Source organism: Streptomyces sp. NPDC046197, from assembly GCF_040646295.1.
In the GTDB taxonomy this organism is placed as follows: Bacteria; Actinomycetota; Actinomycetes; order Streptomycetales; family Streptomycetaceae; genus Streptomyces.
On record NZ_JBEYZY010000016.1, the window covers coordinates 179,987 to 199,354 of the forward strand.

A 19,368-nucleotide genomic window follows, 5' to 3' on the forward strand; every position below is an offset into this window, starting at 1 on the left:
CGGTGACGTCACTCGACAAGCCGACCGAAGACACGTCTGCCGACGATGCCAGGGCGGTGACCGAGGCCGCGCTGTTCGAGGCGTTCGGCGGGGTGCGGGGCATGGTCGAGACGGTGCTCCCCGGCCTGCTCTTCGTCACGATCTTCACCGTCAACAAGGACCTGCACTGGTCCGCGATCGCCGCGCTGGCCGTGTCGCTGATCCTGGTCGTGGTCCGGCTGGCGATGAGGGACACCGTCAAGCACGCCTTCAGCGGTGTGTTCGGCGTCGCCTTCGGCGTGGTCTTCGCGATGATGACCGGCAACGCCAAGGACTTCTACCTGCCCGGCATGCTCTACACGCTGGGCCTGGCACTGGCGTACATCGTCACCACGCTCGCCGGGGTCCCGCTGATCGGTCTGATCCTCGGCCCCGTCTTCAAGGAGAACCTCTCCTGGCGCACCCGCAACCCGGGCCGCAAGAAGGCGTACGCCAGGGCCAGCTGGGCCTGGGGCCTGATTCTGCTGGCCAAGTGCGCGATCCTCTTCCCGCTGTACTGGTGGGCCGACACCACGCAGCTCGGCTGGGTACTGATCGCCCTCAAGATCCCGCCCTTCCTGCTGGCCGTCTGGCTGACCTGGGTCTTCCTGGCGAAGGCACCCCCGCCCATCGACGTGTTCGCCGAGATGGAGGCGGAGGAGAAGGCCGAGGAGGAGAGGAAGGCGGCGGCCGCGCAGGCAGGCGGCGACGTCACGGGCGGCCGGCACCGTCGGCAAGCTTAGGAGCCTGTCGGGCCGGCCCCCCGCTTCGGCCTCCATCGGCCTCCAATCGGCCTCCTCATGGAACGCCGGACGGGCCTGAACGAAGCCGGACGGGCCGGAAGGGAACCGGACCGGTCGGAACGAAAAAGGGCGCCCCTGATCGTGGGGCGCCCTTCGCCGTCGTACCAGGCCGTCGTACCAGCCCGTCGTACCCGGCCGTCGTACCAGCTAGCCCGCGCTGTCCTCCCGCCGCACCGACAGCAGGTCCTCCAACTGCTCCTCCCGGGCCTGGGCGGCCACGAACAGGAGCTCGTCGCCCGCCTCCAGGGAGTCCTCCCGGGACGGGGTGAGCACGCGGGTGCCGCGGATGATCGTCACCAGGGACGTGTCCTCGGGCCACTCGACGTCACCGACCTGCGTGCCGGCCAGGGCCGACTCCTCCGGCAGGGTCAGCTCCACGAGGTTGGCGTCGCCGTGGCTGAAGCGGAGCAGACGGACCAGGTCACCGACGCTCACCGCCTCCTCGACCAGGGCCGACATCAGTCGCGGGGTCGACACGGCGACGTCCACCCCCCACGCCTCGTTGAACAGCCACTCGTTCTTCGGATTGTTCACGCGGGCCACCACCCGCGGCACGCCGTACTCCGTCTTCGCCAGCAGCGAGACGACCAGGTTCACCTTGTCGTCACCGGTCGCGGCGATCACCACGTTGCAGCGCTGCAGCGCCGCCTCGTCCAGGGACGTGATCTCGCAGGCGTCGGCCAGCAGCCACTCCGCCTGCGGAACGCGCTCGACCGAGATGGCGGTCGGCGCCTTGTCGATGAGAAGGACCTCGTGGCCGTTCTCGAGCAGCTCGCCCGCGATCGAGCGACCGACCGCGCCGGCACCGGCAATGGCGACCCTCATCAGTGACCGCTCTCCTCTTCCGGGCCCTCGGCGAACGCCGCCTCGACCTTCTCCACGTCGTCCGACCGCATCATCACGTGCACCAGGTCACCCTCCTGAAGCACGGTCTGCGAGGTGGGCAGGACCGCCTCGCCGAGCCGGGTCAGGAACGCCACGCGGACGCCCGTCTCCTCCTGCAGCTTGCTGATCTTGTTGCCGACCCACTTCGGGGAGGCGTGCACCTCGGCGAGCTGGACGCCGCCGGTGGGGTCGCGCCACAGCGGCTCCGCGCCCGAGGGCAGCAGACGGCGCAGCATCTGGTCGGCCGTCCAGCGAACGGTGGCCACGGTCGGGATGCCGAGGCGCTGGTAGACCTCGGCGCGGCGGGGGTCGTAGATACGGGCCGCCACGTTCTGCACGCCGAACATCTCGCGGGCCACGCGGGCGGAGATGATGTTTGAGTTGTCGCCGCTGGAGACGGCCGCGAAGGCTCCGGCCTCCTCGATGCCCGCCTCCCGCAGGGTGTCCTGGTCGAAGCCGATTCCGGTCACCCGGCGGCCACCGAACCCGGGACCCAGCCGGCGGAAGGCGGTGGGGTCCTGGTCGATCACGGCGACCGTGTGCCCCTGTTGCTCCAGGGTCTGGGCGAGAGCGGAACCCACTCTCCCGCAGCCCATGATGACGATGTGCACGACCGTCCTTCCGGTGTCAACGGCTACTGCTCAGCCCCATCAGGGTCTCAGACAGAGGGACAAGCTACACATGCGCGGTGCGGGGTGGGCACCCCTGTGCGGATCCGGTGGCGGTTTGCGACGATCAGCGCATCATTCCGCTTCCGACGGCCGACGCCGAGTGATGCTGCGCACGCTGCGCACGGTCAGGAATCCGAGGCCGAGCAGGGCGGCGGCCGCGCCGATCAGCTCTGCGGTGGCGGGCATGGAACCTCCGGAGGTCGGCGATCGGCGGGGCGAAGTCATCTAGGCACGGCACCTGCCTCACCTGCGCAATCCGCAGCCCGTCCGGTTCCCGAATTCACTCGTGAGGCAGATCATGGGTGCCAGGTGGGCGACCTCCAGCGCGAAGGCCTACGATCCTCTGTTGTGTCCAAACTGACCGACGTGCCCAAACGGATTCTGATCGGGCGCGCACTGCGCAGTGACCGGCTGGGCGAAACGCTCCTGCCGAAGCGCATCGCACTCCCCGTCTTCGCCTCCGACCCGCTGTCCTCCGTCGCCTACGCACCCGGCGAGGTGCTGCTGGTGCTGTCCATCGCGGGCGTGTCGGCGTACCACTTCAGCCCATGGATCGCGGTCGCGGTCGTGGTGCTGATGTTCACGGTGGTCGCCTCCTACCGGCAGAACGTGCACGCCTACCCGAGCGGCGGCGGCGACTACGAGGTGGCGACCACCAACCTCGGCGCCAAGGCCGGCCTGACGGTCGCCAGCGCGCTGCTGGTCGACTACGTCCTCACCGTCGCCGTCTCCATCGCCTCCGGCATCGAGAACCTCGGCTCCGCGATCCCCTTCGTCGTCGAGCACAAGGTGCTGTGCGCGACCGCCGTGATCGTGCTGCTGACGCTCATGAACCTGCGCGGCGTGAAGGAGTCGGGCAAGCTCTTCGCGATTCCGACGTACGTGTTCGTCGGCGGCGTCTTCATCATGATCGCGTGGGGTGCGTTCCGGGGGCTGGTCCTCGGCGACACCATGCACGCGCCGACCGCCGACTACCACATCAAGGCCGAGCACCAGGGCCTCGCGGGCTTCGCCCTGGTCTTCCTGCTGCTGCGCGCCTTCTCCTCCGGCTGCGCCGCGCTGACCGGCGTCGAGGCGATCTCCAACGGCGTGCCCGCCTTCCGCAAGCCCAAGTCCAAGAACGCGGCGACCACGCTGGCGATGATGGGCCTGCTCGCCGTGACCATGTTCTGCGGCATCATCGCCCTCGCCATGTCGACGAAGGTCCGCATGGCCGAGAACCCGGCCACCGACCTGATCCACAACGGTGTCCCGCTCGGCTCCGGCTATGTCCAGAACCCGGTGATCTCCCAGGTCGCCGAGGCGGTCTTCGGCAAGGGCAGCTTCCTGTTCGTCGTACTCGCCGCGGCCACCGCCCTGGTCCTCTTCCTCGCCGCCAACACCGCGTACAACGGCTTCCCGCTGCTCGGCTCGATCCTCGCCCAGGACCGCTACCTGCCCCGCCAGCTGCACACCCGCGGCGACCGCCTCGCCTTCTCCAACGGCATCGTGCTGCTCGCGGGCGCGGCGGCCCTGCTGACCTTCATCTACGGCGCCGACTCCACGCGGCTGATCCAGCTGTACATCGTCGGCGTGTTCGTGTCGTTCACGCTCAGCCAGACCGGCATGGTGCGGCACTGGAACCGCCACCTGGCCACCGAGGAGGATCCGGCCAAGCGCAACCACATGATCCGCTCCCGCGCCATCAACGCCTTCGGCGCCTTCTTCACCGGCCTGGTGCTGGTCGTCGTGCTGGTCACGAAGTTCACCCACGGCGCCTGGGTCGCGCTGCTCGGCATGTGCATCTTCTACGCGACGATGACGGCGATCCGGAAGCACTACGACCGCGTCGCCGACGAGATCGCCGCCCCCGAGGAGCCGGACGACGACCTGGTCCGCCCGTCGAGGGTGCACTCGGTCGTCCTGATCTCCAAGATCCACCGTCCCACCCTCCGTGCCCTGGCCTACGCCAAGCTGATGCGCTCGGACACCCTGGAGGCGCTGACGGTCAACGTCGACCCGGCCGAGACCAAGGCGCTGCGCGAGGAGTGGGAGCGGCGCGGCATCGACGTACCGCTGAAGGTCCTGGACTCGCCGTACCGCGAGGTCACCCGACCGGTCATCGAGTACGTCAAGGGCCTGCGCAAGGAGTCCCCGCGTGACGCGGTGTCGGTGATCATCCCCGAGTACGTGGTCGGTCACTGGTACGAACACCTGCTGCACAACCAGAGCGCGCTGCGCCTCAAGGGCCGGCTGCTGTTCACGGCAGGGGTGATGGTCACCTCGGTGCCCTACCAGCTGGCCTCGTCCGAGGCGGCGCGCGACCGGGCCCGCAGGCGCCAGGAGTGGAGCGCGCCGGGCGCGGTGCGGCGCGGTCCGGCCCAGGTGCGGGCCCAGCGGGAGAAGGAGCCGACCACCGGCGACTGACGTGCGAGGGGGGGGCGGATGCCCGGGACCGTGCCCGGGGCCGCCCCCCGGCGGCGAGCACGTAAACTGGTCGGCTGTTGTCGGGCCCCTGAAACGGGCCGCCCCCGCCCTCGATCTGGAGTCACCCCACCATGCAGGCAGAACCGAAGAAGTCGCAGGTGGAGTCGCTGGTGGGGGCGGAGTACCAGGTCGAGGTCGGCCCCGTCGCCCACGGCGGCCACTGCATCGCCCGGACGTCCGAGGGCCAGGTGCTGTTCGTCCGGCACGCGCTGCCCGGCGAGCGGGTCGTGGCCCGGGTGACGGAGGGCGAGGAGGGGGCCCGTTTCCTGCGCGCGGACGCGGTGCAGGTGCTGGAGCCGTCCAAGGACCGCATCGAGGCGCCCTGCCCCTACGCGGGCCCCGGCCGGTGTGGCGGCTGCGACTGGCAGCACGCCAAACCGGGTGCCCAGCGCCGGCTCAAGGGCGAGGTGATCGCCGAGCAGCTGGAGCGGCTCGCGGATCTCACCCCCGAGGAGGCCGGCTGGGACGGCACGGTGATGCCGGCCGAGGGCGACAAACTCCCGGCGGGCGAGGTCCCGCAGTGGCGCACGCGCGTGCAGTACGCGGTCGACCCGGCCACCGGCAGGGCGGGCCTGCGCCGCCACCGCTCGCACGAGGTCGAGCCGGTCGAGCACTGCATGATCGCCGCGCAGGGCGTCAGCGAACTGGGCGTCGAACAGCGCGACTGGACGGGCATGGAGTCCGTCGAGGCGATCGCGGCGACCGGCTCACAGGACCGCCAGGTGATCCTGACCCCGCGTCCGGGCGCCCGGCTCCCGCTGGTGGAGCTGGACCGGCCGGTGTCGGTGCTCCGGGTCGACGAGAAGACCGGCGGCGTCCACCGCGTCCACGGCCGCCCCTTCGTCCGCGAACGCGCCGACGGACGCACCTACCGTGTCGGGGGCGGCGGCTTCTGGCAGGTCCACCCGAAGGCGGCGGACACCCTGGTGACCGCGGTCATGCAGGGCCTGCTGCCGCGCAAGGGCGAGATGGCCCTGGACCTGTACTGCGGCGTCGGCCTGTTCGCGGGCGCCCTGGCCGACCGTGTCGGCGACAAGGGCGCGGTCCTCGGCATCGAGTCCGGCAAGCGCGCGGTGGAGGACGCCCGGCACAACCTCGCCGGCTTCCCCCGGGTCCGCATCGAACAGGGCAAAGTGGAGCAGGTGTTGCCGCGCACCGGCATCACCGAGGTCGACCTGATCGTCCTCGACCCACCGCGCGCGGGCGCGGGCCGCCAGACGGTGGCCCACCTGGCCTCCCTCGAGGCCCGCCGCATCGCCTACGTAGCTTGCGACCCGGCCGCCCTGGCCCGCGACCTGGCGTACTTCCGGGAGAACGGGTACCGGGTGCGGACGCTGCGGGCGTTCGATCTGTTTCCCATGACGCATCATGTGGAGTGCGTGGCGATTCTGGAACCGGTCGGCAAGGGTGCCTGACCTGCGGGCTCTTGTAGATTCCTCAGGCGCGGCCGGTGCGCTCGATCTGTTTCCCGGAATGCATGACGTGAACTACGTCCGATGCGCCTGAGCGTCACTGACCTGCTGTTTTGCGAGCACTACGGGGACGGCGGCCGTGCCTCGTTCGGTGCAGGCCAGCACGGCGGCAGGTTGTCTTGACGCTCGGATGACGCTCGCTCTGATGGTCTGTCAGAGCAGTGTCGACCGCGCTCGGTCCGGTGGGCCGCCCGTCGCGTTCCGGCGTTACGTGCCCCGGGGGTACGGCGGTGGGGGCCACGAGGCTTACAACCGTGAGGACGGTCAGCTGTACTACGTCACCACGGACACTGAGGTCGATCGGATACAGCAGACCGCCCTCGAAGCCGCTTTCGTGACCGATCAGTTGGAGAAATGCGCGGCTCGGCGCAAAGTCCTGATGCTCGACTGCTGTTTCAGTGGCAGCGCAGTGCAGGGCTTCCGCAGCAAGGGGGCCTCACAGTCGGCCACGGCACTGGTTGTCGAGGCCCGTGGAGTGCATGTCATCACCGCGTCACAGCACTGGGAACAGGCATTCACCACTGATCCGGACCAGCCCTCGCAGTTCACCAGGGCGATCGTCGAAGGTCTGCACTCGGGACAGGCGGATTTGGACGGTGATGGGCAGGTCTCCGCGAACGGTCTGTTTCGGCACATCAGCCGTGACTTGCAGAAAGCACCCGACGGACGCCGACAGACGCCGACCCGGTACAGCCTTCACGTGACCGGCGACATCTATCTCGCCCGTGCCGCTGTCGGCCGTCAGATACCCGCCCTCAAGCCGCTGCCTGCCGGGCACACCGCAGTCACCGACGGAGCCGGTGGGGTGACGTCGGCACCAGTCAAGGCCACCCAGGCGGTACACGACGATTCCTCCTTCACGGACGTCGAATGGGCACAGCTGCTGACGTACTACCAACACTGTCTGGAGGCGGAGAACGCCACCGACGAACTGCTACCACTGGTGGGAAGCGACCCTCCACGCGCGGTCTGGCCGGCGGGGGAGGAAGTCCTGCTGTCCGGCACAGAAACCACGGTTCAAGCGCCGGAACGTGTCGTGGACCTCGCCGAGCGTGCCCTCGAGGATCGGCGCCGACCTCTGGTACGGATACCCCGTCACTGTCGTCTACGACGGCAAGCGGCAGGTGTGCGCGCCGCTCGCCATGCGCCAGATCGAGATCGAACGCGGTCCGCAGGGACGCAGTGTGGTCACACCCACAGGACCGATCGCCCTGCATCCCAAACTCGTCCTCGACCGGCTGGGCAAGGACGAAGGCAAAGAGCTGCTCGCCGCCTACCAGCCCAACTGGCGGCCGGGATTCCGGGAGGACATGGTCCGCGACCTGCGCAGTCTGCTGCAGGAGCTGGGACTGCCCGACACAGAGCACCTTGACCCCGGATCGCTCGGCGACGGCAGCTCGCTGTACGCCGCGCATGAGGGTGTCCGCAATGTGGCGATCGTCTTCGCCGCACGGCCTGAGGCCGCGGCCACCGCACAGCTGATGAAGGACTACAGAACGCTGCAAAAGAGCGTTGGGCAGTTCGCAGGCACCGCGCTCGGAGCATTTACCGCGACCTCAGGAGCGGACGAGAGCGCCGAGCAAGAGGTGCAGGTTGTCGCTCCCCTGGAACTGAACGAAGGACAGGAAGCGGTCATCCGGGCCGCCATGCGGGGCGGTCTCCAGCGCGTGCACCTTCCAGCCGCGGGCTTCCAGGCCGGCGCGGAGCGTGGCGGCGATGTCGGCCATGGGGGCCGGGTTCTCGGTGGCGACGTCGAGGTCCTGGCTGGGGCGGTTCACGAGGCGGTGGGCCCGTGCGGCGTACCCGCCGGTGAGAACCAGTGGATACGGGGAACCTAGCGCGATCACATCCGCCAGGAGCCGCGTGTGCAGCTCCGGCATGTCCGTCACGCGGCTGCCCGGGTGCGGGAGGCGAGCTGGGGGAAGGCGTCTTCCCATACGGCGCGCACGGTGCGACCGACGAGGGTGCGCAGCACAGGCCACAGCTGGAGGAGCAGGTCCCGGTTGAGGTACCGGGGCAGGTCATCACGCAGGCCCTCGTGCAGGACGGTGCGGTACAGGCCCATGCGCTGACGAGGCTTGCTCATGTCGTACGAGGTCATCCCGGACCAGGCCAGGTGCAGCGGCAGCTCCACGACCCCCTGGGTCGGGCCGTGCAACTCGTCCAGCGACTCTGGCAGACGCCGCCGGAACTTCTCCCGATACAGCGCGAGGTCCTCGGCATCCGCGGGCGAGAAGCCCCTTGATACGGATGCAGAGTGCTGTGGGCTGGAGGACATGAGTCCATTATGACGGCCGGAGAGGTGGTGCGGGCCATGATGTGAGCACTGATGTCTGGAGCGAGCGAGGCGGATCCCTCGGAGTGATCTGGTTGCCGCAGTCTGTTCCGCCTTGAGCAGCACGGACTGTCCGCCGTGACGCTCGTTTGACGCTCGGGTGTTGATGTAGGTGGTCAGGCAGCCGGTCGCGCCGCACCAGCAGGCGGGTCCGTCGAGGGAGACGGGGATGTGGCCGAGTTCGCCGGCCAGGCCGTGACTGCCGGGGTAGATGCGGCCGCCCACGATCAGTACCGGCGACTCCGGCGTCGACTTGGCGTAGGCGACGGTGCCAACGGGTTCGCCGTCCTGCGCGGTGAGGGCGTGGTACTCGGCCAGGGCGGCCGTCTTGGCGTCGTTGACCACGTTGACGGGACACGGCGGCCCTGCCAGCCGGTCGGCGACGGGCCGGGCGAGGCGTGGCGCGTGGTGGCCCGCGTCCGGGGCGTTCGCAGGTCTGCCTGCACCGGGTCGAGCGGACGGTTCCCTCGCGGGGGACGTCTCAGTGCTGCTGACCTGCTGTAGGCCAGCCGGGTTGCCGGACCGATGACCGTCGAAACCTCGGTTCGGTCCCATCTCCGCGCCGACTCGGAGGTCAGGTTGCCGCCCGGGGCTTGCCCATGCGGTACGGGCTGGGGCTGATGGCGTGTTCCCGTGTGGACGCGGCGCTGAGGGCGAGGGCGTTGGAGAAGCCCCATGCGGTCCACCACCCTGACGAGCGTGGCCGGGGGCTCGCGGCTCGTCCGGCGGCCACGGCGACTGGGAGCGTGCAGTGCCCGGCTGTCACGCATGGCGATCGATAACCGGGCAATGCGCCAGGTATGACACGCGTAGGAATCGTCCTCCTGACTCTCGTGGCCGCTCTCGGGGCTTTGGCCGCGGCGCTCGGGATCTCGCCCTACTGGTGGTTCGCGGCCGTTCCGCTCATGTTCACGGGGGTGCTGGGCGCCTGGGACCTGGTGCAGTGGCGGCACTCGGTGCTGCGCAACTATCCCGTCCTCGGCCATGCCCGCTACCTCCTGGAGCGCATACGCCCGGAGCTGCAGCAGTACTTCATCGAGCGGAACTATGATGGGCGTCCCTTCGACCGGGATGTGCGCAGCATCGTCTACGAGCGCGCCAAGGGCACCGACGCGGAGGAGCCGTACGGCACCGAGCGGGACGTGTACCAGCCCGGTTACGAGTTCCTGGTCCCGTCGATGGCGCCGCGACCGGTGCCGAAGGACCCGCCGCGCGTGCGGATCGGCGGACCGGACTGCAGCCGTCCGTACGACATGGCACTGCTGAACGTCTCGGCGATGAGCTTCGGCTCGCTCTCCGCCAACGCGGTCCTCGCGCTCAACGGGGGTGCCGCGGCAGGGGGGTTCGCCCAGGACACCGGTGAGGGCGGGCTGTCCGAGTATCACCTCCGTCCGGGAGGCGACCTCGTCTGGGAGATCGGCACCGGGTACTTCGGCTGCCGTACCGAGGAAGGCGATTTCGACGCGGCCGAGTTCGCCGACAAGGCCGCACACGATCACGTCAGGTGTGTCTCCCTGAAACTGTCGCAGGGCGCGAAGCCCGGCATCGGCGGTGTTCTGCCGGGAGCCAAGGTGAACGCCGAGATCGCTCGGGTCCGCGACGTGCCCGAGGGGCGGACGGTCGTCTCCCCGCCGTACCACCGGGTGTTCTCCACCCCGCGCGAACTCGTGCGCTTCATCGCTCGCATGCGCGAGTTGTCCGGTGGCAAGCCTGCCGGGTTCAAGCTGTGTGTGGGCTCGCGGCGGCAGTTCCTGGCCGTGTGCAAGGCCATGCTGGAGGAGGGCACGGCGCCCGACTTCATCGTGGTGGACGGCGCCGAGGGTGGGACCGGTGCGGCGCCGCTGGAGTTCGCGGACCACGTGGGCACCCCGCTCACCGAGGGTTTGCACACCGTTCACAACGCCCTCGTGGGCGTGGGCCTGCGCGACCGGATCAAGGTCGGGGCGAGCGGCAAGATCGCTACCGGGACCGACCTGGTCAAGCGCATGGTGCAGGGCGCCGACTACGGCAACGCCGCGCGGGCGATGATGTTCGCCGTCGGGTGCATCCAGGCGCAGAGGTGCCATACCAACACCTGCCCCACGGGTGTCACGACCCAGGACCCACGGCGTGCCCGCGCCCTCGACGTAGGCGACAAGACGACGCGCGTCCAGCGCTTCCAGGAAGCGACCGTGGCCAGCGCGTTGCAGATCATGGCGTCCATGGGTGTCACCGATCCCGCGCAGCTGCGTCCGCACATGCTCCGCCGGCGCGTCGACCCCTGCACCGAGCGCTCCTTCGAGGAGCTGTACGAGTGGCTCCAGCCCGGGCAGTTGCTCGCCGAGCCACCGGCCTCTTGGGCGGCCGACTGGAACGCCGCCGACCCCGACCACTTCACCGTCTGAACCGGAGGACTCACGTGGCCCGTACTGTTGCCCGCGTCATCGTGGACGCGCTGAGCGAGCTCGGCGTGCGCCAGGTGTTCGGCGTCGTGGGAGACGCGCTCAATCCCCTGACCGACGCCATCCGCACCACCGAGAACCTTGAATGGGTGGGCTGCCGGCACGAGGAGGCGGCGGCTTTCGCCGCGAGCGCCCAGTCGCAGCTAACCGGCACCCTCGGCGTGTGCATGGGCACCGTCGGGCCCGGTTCCGTCCACCTCCTGAACGGCCTGTACGACGCGGCCAAGAGCCACGCCCCGGTCCTGGCGATAGCCGGCCAGGTGCCGCTCGCCGAAATCGGCAGCGACTACTTCCAGGAGGTCGACAACGACGCCCTCTTCAGTGACGTGGCCGTCTTCCGCGCGACCGTCACCTCGCCCGACCAGCTTCCGCAGATGCTGGAGACGGCGGTGCGCCACGCACTGGGCCGCAGGGGCGTCGCCGTTCTCACGGTGCCGGGTGACCTGGGCGAGCGGGAACTGACCGCCGACCGGCCGGCCCGGTTCTCCCTGAACGCCCCGGTGAGCCGGCCGGACGGGTCGGCCGTCCACCGCGCCGCGGAACTCCTCGACCGCTCCGAACGGGTCACCCTGCTCGTCGGTGAGGGCGCCCGCGCCGCCCGCGAGGACGTGCTCACCCTCGCCGACCGCCTGGCCGCACCGATGGTGCTCACCCTGAAGGCCAAGGCGGGCTTCGAAGGCGACGACAACCCCTTCCAGGTCGGCCAGACGGGGCTGATCGGCAACCCCGCCGCCGCTGCGGCCCTCCAGGACGCGGACACCCTGCTGCTGCTCGGCACGGACTTCCCCTACCGTGACTGGTATCCCGAGGGCCGGACCGTGATCCAGGTGGACACCGAGGCCACCCATATCGGACGCCGGGTACCGGTCGACGTCGGGCTCGTGGGAGACACCGGCGCCACCGTCCGCGACCTCCTGGGCGACCTTAGCGCCGCCCCCTCGGGTACCGAGGGCGCACGCGACCGCTCGCACCTGGAGAAGGCGCGTGAACGCTTCGACCAGTGGCGCGCCGGTCAGGCCCGGCTCGCCGACCCCGCGCACGACAAGGGCGTGGTGGGCCGTATCCGCTCCGCGCTGGACAACCGCGCCCATGACATCCGCCCGGAGGCGCTGGCCGCGGCCGTCGACCGGATCGCGGCCGATGACGCCGTCTTCACCTCCGACACGGGCATGGCCACCGTGTGGCTCTCGCGCTTCGTCGAGATGCGCGGCGAGCGGCGACTCATCGGCTCCTACAACCTCGGCTCGATGGCCAACGCCATGCCCCAGGCCCTGGGCGCCCAGAGCCTGGACCGCGAGCGCCAGGTCGTGGCCTTCTGCGGCGACGGCGGACTGAGCATGCTCCTTGGCGACCTCATGACCCTGAAGACGTACCGCCTTCCCGTCAAGCTCGTCGTCTTCGACAACCGCCGGCTGGGCATGGTGAAACTCGAACAGGAACAGGCCGGCCTGCCCGAGTTCGGCACCGTGCTCGACAACCCCGACTTCGCCGCCGTGGCCGAAGCCATGGGCATCACCGGCATCCGTGTGACCGACCCGGCCGACGTGGAGGGCGCCGTGCGACGCGCCTTCGGCAGTCCGGGCCCGGTCCTGCTGGACGTCCTCACCAACCCCGACGAGATCGCCGTCCCGGCCAAGCCGACCGTCGAGCAGGGCTGGGGTTTCGCGGTGGCCAAGGTGAAGGAAATCGTACGCAGCCATGGAGAGTCCCGCGGGGACTGACAACAGTTCGAGGAATGCCGATCGGCGGACGGGGTAGGCCCGTGCCTGCCGGACGATGGACCGGCGAGGACGAGGCTGATCGACTGGGAGGGCGCCATGATGCCGACGACGACCGTGCTGACCGCCGAGCAGACGGTGGATGTGCCGGAGATCACGGACCCTTCCAAGGTCGCGCCGAAGGACGCGCGGGAGCTGTCGAAGCCGTTCTTCGACCGGCTGGCCGTCCTGGAGGAGGGAACGCCCGAGTATCAGTACGCGCGCAACACGCTGATCGAGATGAACATGTCCCTGGTCCGCTACGCGGCCGGCCGGTTCCGCAGCCGCGGGCCGGAGGAGATGGAGGACATCGTCCAGGTCGGCATGATCGGGCTCATCAAGGCGATCGACCGCTTCGAGCTGACCCGCGAGGTCGAGTTCACCTCCTTCGCCGTGCCGTACATCGTCGGCGAGATCAAGCGGTTCTTCCGCGACACCTCCTGGGCCGTACATGTCCCGCGCCGGCTCCAGGAAGCCCGCGTCCAACTCGCCCGCGCCAACGAGGAACTGCGCAGCCGACTGGGCCGGACACCGACCGCCAAAGAGCTTTCCGAACTGATGAGCCTTCCGGAGGACGAGGTCGTCGAGGCCCAACTGGCCTCCAACGGCTACAAGTCCGCCTCCCTGGACGCGGCGATCAACGGCAGCGAGGACGGCGAGGCCGCGCTGGCGGACTTCATCGGCGACGAGGACGCCGCCCTCGGCCTGATCGAGGACTTCCACGCCCTCGCCCCGATGATCGCCGAACTCGACGAACGCGACCGCAAGATCATCCACTGGCGGTTCGTGGAGGAACTCACCCAGGCCCAGATCGGTGAGCGTCTCGGTGTCTCCCAGATGCACGTCTCCCGGCTGATCTCCCGTCTCCTGGCCCGCCTGCGTGAAGGCATGCTCAGCACCGTCTGACGCGGGAAGGCATGCTCAGCACCGTCTGACGGTCGGGGCCCGGCAGCCGGACGGCAGCCGGGCGTCCTGCGGAGCGGGGGAGATGTCGGGTGTGGTGCCTCACTTTTGCGAGGTCCTGCCGATCGGGCGGGGCCCCGCGGCTGCGTGGTGCGGTCCGCCTCCACACTCGCCGCGATCGGGTACGGGCCGATGACAGATACGGCGCTCCGAGCACCGTTCCCACCCCGAGACGCGGCGCACCGCGCGAGGCCGGAGGCCGCGACCGCCCACGCGGCCGGCGGGCAGACACCGCCACAGGTCAACCGAGCGGCCTGCTCACGGTTCGTGCGGTGTCGGCGTGTGCGTGCCGTACTGAGCGAACCGGCCGAAGGGAAGGCTGCGGGCGGTCCCGCCGCAGGTACTGGAAGACCGGCTCATTCCCCGTGCACGGGCTTCGCCAGCTCTGCGTTGAACTGAGCGCCGACCAGCAGGGACAGGTTGGACAGCCATAGCCAGACCAGGAAGACCACGACGCCTGCCAGTGAACCGTACAGACGGTGATAGGTGCTGACATGGGAGGTGTAGACGGCGAATCCGAGTGAGACCCCCAACAGAAGCACTACCGCCAATGCCCCGCCGGGCGCCATCTTCCCGACAGGGCGGGAGGGCGGCGGGCCCGAACGGTACAGGACGAGTACCAGGGCGACGGCGACGGCGGCCACGACCGGCCACCGCAGTGTGTCCCAGGCGGCCTGGGGCCAGGTGCCCAGAGACAGCACCCGGCCCAGACGCCGGGCCAGGCTGCCCGTGAGAAACAGCGCGAGGGTCGACGCGAGAAGCAGGGAGATCAGGACGAGGGCCGTGGCGATGATACGCGGAGCAGTGCGCCAGACCGGCCGGTGCGCGCTGGTCCGATGCATGGCGTGCAACGCCCGGCGGAAGACGCTCAGATAGCTGGACCCCGACCACAGGGCTCCCGCCCCTCCGAGGATGATCAACGTCCATGCCGCCGACGACTGTCCGGCCATCTGCCGCAGGGTGCTGCGCAGCAGAGCGCGGGACGCGACCGGAGCGGCCTGCGACATGCGGTCGATGACCTCTGGCCTGGCCGTGGGCATGGTCAGACCCAGGATCGAGAGGATCACCAGCAGCAAGGGGAACAGGGCCAGGACCGCGTAATAGGTCAGCGCAGCGGCCCAGTCCGTGACGTCGTCGTTCCAGACGGCCACCGGCGTCCGGCGCAGCGCCGCCCACCACCGAGCCGTGTGATCCTCTGCATCATCCATGACGCGGACGCTCTCACCCCCGTCCTCGGGCCGCCTCATCCAGCACTACGGCGACACCACCCGGCCGCGTGTGGCGCGTACCGCACCAAGTGCCCGCTGCCCGAGACGCTTTGGCCCTCACTGTACGCATGCCCGGCACGCTTTTCGAGCAGCCGCTCTGGTCGGCGGACGGTCACAGGGGGCCACGGTCCCTTGCCTCTCTCAGCCACCGTGTGGTGAACAGAGCCGTCGGCACGTTCCGTGTCCGCCGGGGACCTGCGGGTGCGGGCCTGGTGGCGACCTGGGCGACGGCCATGGACGGGAAATCGTCGGCATGGTGGCGGGCGAGAAGGCCGATGAGCAGTTGAGGCGAGACTCAGTGCCTGCGTGTTCGGCCCTCGGCGATCCGTCGAAAGGGGCCTTCCCGGAGTCACGCCGGGCAGGCCCCTTTCGAATTCCCGGTGGAGATGCAGGTTCAGTGCTTGAACGCGTCCTTCGCCTTTTCCTTGGCCTCACGGGCATCACCCGTGCTCTTCTCAGCCTGCCCCTCAGCAGCCATACGGTCGTTTCCGATGGCGCTTCCCACGGCTTCCTTGGCCTTGCCCTCGGCCTGCTCGCTCTTTGCCTTGGCCTTCTCGCCGGCAGTCATGGAAGAGTACCTCCTGATAGCTCGTGTGCCGCTGTCGCGGTAACCCGCTTGTGCCCCGGCGTTCCTTTCACAAACAAGGCGTAGTCGGTGAATGGCGACGGAATTGCAGGGCAGACGAGAGTGCAGGAGGTTGATAAACATGGTTCCCCTGCTGCTTGTTCTGCTTCTTGCACTGCTCCTCTTCGGTGCCGGCTTCGCCATCAAGATCCTCTGGTGGGTCGCCGTCGCCGTCCTGGTGCTGTGGCTTCTCGGCTTCGTCATGCGCTCCACCACCGCCGGTGGCGGCCGAGGTCGTTGGTACCGATGGTGATCTGATCCGCAGCGCGCCTTCATCACGGGGTCCGGCCGATATGACGGCCGGGCCCCGTGCGCATGCCGGACGTGAGGCGACCTGGTACGTAAGAGGCCATACAGCCCACAGGTGTCCCAAACGGCAGCAGGGTAGGCGCGGTGCAGTCGGGGGCGGGACACGCACGCGCGATGGAACCCGCGCGACCTCCTGCCGTGTCCCCGCCCCGGCCTTACCGGCGGCCGTGCGCCCAGCCGGGCCGCGGCGGCGTGCGGAGGTCCCGCGGCGCGACTCCCGGACGCAGTGGCCGGCGACCGGGACGCGGCTACCGACGTGGCCAGGTAGAAAGCGACCGCGGCCGAGCTGATCCGTCGCAGCCCCGACCACGCCCGTACGGACCTCCCGTTGCCTTTCAGCTTCGGCTTCCGTTCGAAGCCTGACCCTGGGGAGACGTAACAGTGCTTCGATACCTGGATGCGGGGAGCGGCTCAGAGCCGGGCAGGGGCGGGGCCTTCTCCTCCCGGACTCCTGTACCACGAGGCCGGCTTCTTGTACGCGCCCCGCCCTCAACGCCGCCCGTGCAGGCCGGTTTGACCTGACAGACCCGGGGCTGGACCGCGGTGAGCAAGGTCGCGGACGACGATGCGGCGGGTCGTCGCGGCAACGTGTCCACCGGTGACCGAAGCCGTTTCCGGTTCTCGGCGGCCAGATGCGGCAACTCGCGGTGCGCTGCGTCTCGTTCTGCGGCAGGGTCGCCAGGGGGCGCCTACCTGTGGCCGAGCGGCCCCGCCGACCGGCCCAGGAACCGCCCCGGTGAGCGGCTTTCGCGTGCCGCCGGGAGGACGATCGGTCTGTGGGACCGCGGGTACGGCGTGCCTTCGATTCGCTTCACGCGCGCGGCGCTGGTTGGCTCGCGCGGATCCTGCGGTTCGCCATTGTGCCAGGGTGCCGGTCGGCTCACAGGAAGCGCCGGATCGGGGTGACGGCGGCTTCCTTGGCGCGTTGCAGCACTGCCCGTCGTCTCCATCGAGTGAGCTCGATGCCCACGCTGTGGCGCAGGTCCTCCTCGTAGTCGCGGTCGAGGGAGGCAGTGAACTCCTCGTCCAGGACGGCGAGCATCACTTCTTCGTCGTGGTCCATGGACCGGCGGTTGAAATTGGTGGATCCGATGAGGGAGGCGACCGAGTCCACGGTGATGATCTTGGCGTGCATCATGGTCGGCTGGTACTGGCGGATGTGCACGCCGGCCTGCAGCAGACGCGTGTAGTGGTGTTGACCGGCGAGCTGGCAGGCGCGCTGGTCGGTGTGGGGGCCGGGCAGCAGGATCTCGACATGCACGCCGCGACGTGCGGTCTGGCACAGCAGGTCGATGAAGTAGGGGTCAGGGGCGAAGTAGGCGGTGGCCAGCCGGAAGCGTTCCTCGGCGGAGGTGAGCATGACCCGGATGAGGGTTTGCATGTCCTGCCAGCCGATGCTTGCGGAGCCACGCACGACCTGCACCACCGACGAGCCGGCCTGCGGGTGTTCCGTGAAACGGTCGCGGTCATCGAAGAGTTCGTCATGACACTCGGCCCAGTTCTGCGCGAACGCGGCGGCGATACCGTCCACGGCCGGGCCGCGCACCTGGACGTGGGTGTCGCGCCACTCGGCAGGGTTGCGGGCATTGCCGCTCCATTCCTCCGCGATGCCGACGCCGCCGGTGAAGGCGGTGTGTTCGTCGACGATGAGGGCCTTGCGGTGGCAACGGTGGTTCTGTTTGAACGGTGACAGCCACACGGGTTTGCGGAACCAGGCCACCTGCACGCCCGCGGCGCTCATGAGGTCCAGCAGCCGCCGCTCGATCTCCTTGGCGCCGAAGCCGTCGAGCAGCAGTCGCACGCGCACCCCCGCGCGGGCGCGGTCGGCCAAAGTGACGGCGAAGTCGTGGGCGATCTGACCCCGCCAATACACGAACGTCATCATGTCGACGGTGTGCCGAGCCGAACGGATCGCCCCGAGCATCGCGGGGAAGATCTCATCACCGTTGCGCAGGGGCACCAGGTCGTTGCCTTCGGTGGCGGCCACGCCGATCAGTCGCTCCAGGCGACGGCGTAGGCGCTGCTTGCGCGCTGCTGCGTCAGGCGCGGTGTCGCGCGCAGGGGGTGCCGGTATGCCGTCGAGTATCACGCCGAATCTCCCACTGGACCATGAAGACGGAACGTCACGGGCGCTGGGCGAGCCCGAACAACCACATTCCCGGCCGGCACCGCGGCACTCCAGCAGTCTGCCTGGACCGAGCCCACCGACACCGCGACGCCAGCCGCACAGTCTTTGCTGCGGACGTCACCCATGCGATCACCGTCGTGTCGTCACGACGCTCGTTTGACGCTCCAGACGTCCGCAAGGGTGGTCAGTGCAGCCGCAAAACCCGCTCTGACCTGCGGTTGTTTCGGCTCCGGGTTCCTGTGACGTGATTTCCATGACGTCGCACGTGGAGTGCGTGGCTGTTTTGGAGCCTGCCACAAAGGGGCTCTGACCTGCTGTTTCCCTGGTTTCCCAGGATCCGGGCCGGTCGCGTCGACATGTTTTCGGTGGGCGCATGACGTGGAGCAGGTCGCGTGCCGGACGTACGCTCCTGACCTGCGGCTTGGATCAGTAAGGGGAAGGTGGGCGCGTGTCGCTCTCGGTCTTCGCAGGGTCCGCGCCAGGCAGTTCCGACGCTCATGTGACGCTCGCTCTGATGGCGCGTCAGGTTGGGTGAGGAGGTGGACTGTGCGGTCCGTGACTCGAGTCGGGCGGCGACCGGACAGGGCTGGCCACGCTGATTAGAGACTCCGGGCCTCCGAGTGCGGCATCGCCGAGGCAGTGCTCTCCGATCAGAGCGGTGACGAGGCCCTCTTCACCGCTTGCCCCGCTGCCCAGGCGTACCGGCGGAGCCGAAGTCCTCAGGGCCATGACCCAACTCGGCTTCACCTGCCGCACCCGCCCCACCGCCGCATCTGCGCCCCTGGCCGACCCGTACGGGCCGGCTTCCGCAACGCTCGGCACTCTGCCTGTCCGCCTGACTTACGGACAGGTGTGAGCCGAACAGAGCAGTGAGGCCCCACCGGCGTGGGCGAATTCCAGGGGTCGTAGCAACACTGCGGTGAGTTGATCAAGCCGCTGGCTTACGGTGGAGGGACTGCGGCCGGCTCGGCCGCGATGGCCCGGACGGACGCCTTCTCCCGGAGCCGGTCAGCGATGTGGATGCGGTCGGCCTCGGTGAGGTAGCGCGACGGGCCGACGGGTTCCTCGGGGCGAGCCGGGGGTTCGGGTGCTTGCCAGGGCAGCCCCGTGTCCACGATGGGCGGGGCTGCCCTGTACCTCGCGGATGCCTGCCGGCCGTAGAGCCGACGCTTGCCGGTGCGGCGGTTGATGCCGATGATCCGGCAGGCTTCCGTGTTCCCTATTCCA

14 protein-coding genes and 3 pseudogenes are annotated in these 19,368 nt (G+C 69.3%); 7 read left to right on the forward strand and 10 right to left on the reverse strand.

Annotation, left to right across the window (positions count from 1 at the left end):
* The first annotated feature begins 2 nt into the window (after positions 1-2).
* Entirely contained in the window at positions 3-761 is a 759-nt protein-coding gene (locus AB0A61_RS23310; RefSeq protein WP_361295291.1) for a DUF3159 domain-containing protein, read from the forward strand.
* Positions 762-968: 207 nt separating this feature from the next.
* On the opposite strand, the gene AB0A61_RS23315 is transcribed toward AB0A61_RS23310, so the two are convergent.
* Together AB0A61_RS23315 and AB0A61_RS23320 are read right to left on the reverse strand one after the other, a co-directional pair.
* On the reverse strand, positions 969-1,646 hold the full coding sequence (locus AB0A61_RS23315; protein WP_361295294.1) for a TrkA family potassium uptake protein: 678 nt from the start codon (positions 1,644-1,646) through the stop codon (positions 969-971).
* Positions 1,646-2,317, reverse strand: coding sequence for a TrkA family potassium uptake protein (locus tag AB0A61_RS23320; protein WP_361295297.1), 672 nt, complete (start codon positions 2,315-2,317; stop codon positions 1,646-1,648). Before AB0A61_RS23320 ends, AB0A61_RS23315 begins: the two co-directional genes overlap by 1 nt.
* A gap of 408 nt (positions 2,318-2,725) precedes the next feature.
* Between AB0A61_RS23320 and AB0A61_RS23325 the strand changes: the two genes are divergently transcribed.
* Positions 2,726-4,783, forward strand: coding sequence for an APC family permease (locus AB0A61_RS23325; RefSeq protein ID WP_361295300.1), 2,058 nt, complete (start codon positions 2,726-2,728; stop codon positions 4,781-4,783).
* Between the two features lie 131 nt (positions 4,784-4,914).
* Positions 4,915-6,258 (forward strand): TRAM domain-containing protein, encoded by a 1,344-nt coding sequence (locus AB0A61_RS23330; protein WP_361295303.1) that lies wholly within the window; start codon positions 4,915-4,917, stop codon positions 6,256-6,258.
* A 550-nt stretch (positions 6,259-6,808) separates the two neighbouring features.
* On the opposite strand, the gene AB0A61_RS23335 is transcribed toward AB0A61_RS23330, so the two are convergent.
* The 4 genes and pseudogenes from AB0A61_RS23335 to AB0A61_RS23350 form a co-directional block, all read right to left on the reverse strand.
* Positions 6,809-7,159: a hypothetical protein gene (locus AB0A61_RS23335; protein ID WP_361295306.1), complete on the reverse strand. Its 351-nt coding sequence runs from the start codon at positions 7,157-7,159 to the stop codon at positions 6,809-6,811.
* Between the two features lie 805 nt (positions 7,160-7,964).
* Positions 7,965-8,195: pseudogene (locus tag AB0A61_RS23340) on the reverse strand (nucleotidyl transferase AbiEii/AbiGii toxin family protein); the annotation flags it as partial.
* A 5-nt stretch (positions 8,196-8,200) separates the two neighbouring features.
* Complete coding sequence (locus tag AB0A61_RS23345) at positions 8,201-8,593, reverse strand: hypothetical protein (RefSeq protein ID WP_361295335.1); 393 nt, start codon at positions 8,591-8,593, stop codon at positions 8,201-8,203.
* Between the two features lie 123 nt (positions 8,594-8,716).
* A pseudogene (locus tag AB0A61_RS23350) lies at positions 8,717-9,205 on the reverse strand (ROK family protein); the annotation flags it as partial.
* Between the two features lie 245 nt (positions 9,206-9,450).
* Here AB0A61_RS23350 and AB0A61_RS23355 point away from each other — a divergent pair.
* From AB0A61_RS23355 to AB0A61_RS23365, 3 genes are all read left to right on the forward strand, one after another.
* The gene (locus AB0A61_RS23355; protein ID WP_361295309.1) at positions 9,451-11,034 is read left to right on the forward strand and encodes an FMN-binding glutamate synthase family protein; all 1,584 of its coding nucleotides are present in this window, start codon (positions 9,451-9,453) and stop codon (positions 11,032-11,034) included.
* 14 nt (positions 11,035-11,048) lie between these two features.
* Positions 11,049-12,812: a thiamine pyrophosphate-dependent enzyme gene (locus tag AB0A61_RS23360; RefSeq protein ID WP_361295312.1), complete on the forward strand. Its 1,764-nt coding sequence runs from the start codon at positions 11,049-11,051 to the stop codon at positions 12,810-12,812.
* A 96-nt stretch (positions 12,813-12,908) separates the two neighbouring features.
* Positions 12,909-13,754 (forward strand): RNA polymerase sigma factor SigF, encoded by an 846-nt coding sequence (locus tag AB0A61_RS23365; RefSeq protein ID WP_361295315.1) that lies wholly within the window; start codon positions 12,909-12,911, stop codon positions 13,752-13,754.
* A gap of 413 nt (positions 13,755-14,167) precedes the next feature.
* Here AB0A61_RS23365 and AB0A61_RS23370 read toward each other — a convergent pair whose 3' ends face one another.
* Positions 14,168-15,019, reverse strand: a complete 852-nt coding sequence (locus tag AB0A61_RS23370; RefSeq protein WP_361295318.1) for a YihY/virulence factor BrkB family protein — start codon at positions 15,017-15,019, stop codon at positions 14,168-14,170.
* Positions 15,020-15,473: 454 nt separating this feature from the next.
* On the reverse strand, positions 15,474-15,647 hold the full coding sequence (locus AB0A61_RS23375) for a CsbD family protein (protein ID WP_079133780.1): 174 nt from the start codon (positions 15,645-15,647) through the stop codon (positions 15,474-15,476).
* Positions 15,648-15,786: 139 nt separating this feature from the next.
* Between AB0A61_RS23375 and AB0A61_RS23380 the strand changes: the two genes are divergently transcribed.
* On the forward strand, positions 15,787-15,957 hold the full coding sequence (locus tag AB0A61_RS23380) for a hypothetical protein (RefSeq protein ID WP_037952753.1): 171 nt from the start codon (positions 15,787-15,789) through the stop codon (positions 15,955-15,957).
* A gap of 936 nt (positions 15,958-16,893) precedes the next feature.
* Here the strand turns inward: AB0A61_RS23380 and AB0A61_RS23385 are convergent.
* A complete protein-coding gene (locus tag AB0A61_RS23385; protein WP_361295323.1) occupies positions 16,894-18,102 on the reverse strand; it encodes a phospholipase D-like domain-containing protein in 1,209 nt (402 codons plus the stop codon).
* Between the two features lie 969 nt (positions 18,103-19,071).
* Positions 19,072-19,368 (reverse strand): annotated as a pseudogene (locus AB0A61_RS23390) (helix-turn-helix domain-containing protein); the annotation flags it as partial.

Bases quoted from the DNA above. Each gene is read 5' to 3' on its own strand.
- AB0A61_RS23375 (WP_079133780.1), bottom strand. From the start codon at position 15,647: ATGACTGCCGGCGAGAAGGCCAAGGCAAAGAGCGAGCAGGCCGAGGGC.
- AB0A61_RS23380 (WP_037952753.1), top strand. From the start codon at position 15,787: ATGGTTCCCCTGCTGCTTGTTCTGCTTCTTGCACTGCTCCTCTTCGGT.
- AB0A61_RS23355 (WP_361295309.1), top strand. From the start codon at position 9,451: ATGACACGCGTAGGAATCGTCCTCCTGACTCTCGTGGCCGCTCTCGGG.
- AB0A61_RS23345 (WP_361295335.1), bottom strand. From the start codon at position 8,593: ATGTCCTCCAGCCCACAGCACTCTGCATCCGTATCAAGGGGCTTCTCG.
- AB0A61_RS23330 (WP_361295303.1), top strand. From the start codon at position 4,915: ATGCAGGCAGAACCGAAGAAGTCGCAGGTGGAGTCGCTGGTGGGGGCG.
- AB0A61_RS23365 (WP_361295315.1), top strand. From the start codon at position 12,909: ATGATGCCGACGACGACCGTGCTGACCGCCGAGCAGACGGTGGATGTG.
- AB0A61_RS23370 (WP_361295318.1), bottom strand. From the start codon at position 15,019: ATGGATGATGCAGAGGATCACACGGCTCGGTGGTGGGCGGCGCTGCGC.
- AB0A61_RS23315 (WP_361295294.1), bottom strand. From the start codon at position 1,646: ATGAGGGTCGCCATTGCCGGTGCCGGCGCGGTCGGTCGCTCGATCGCG.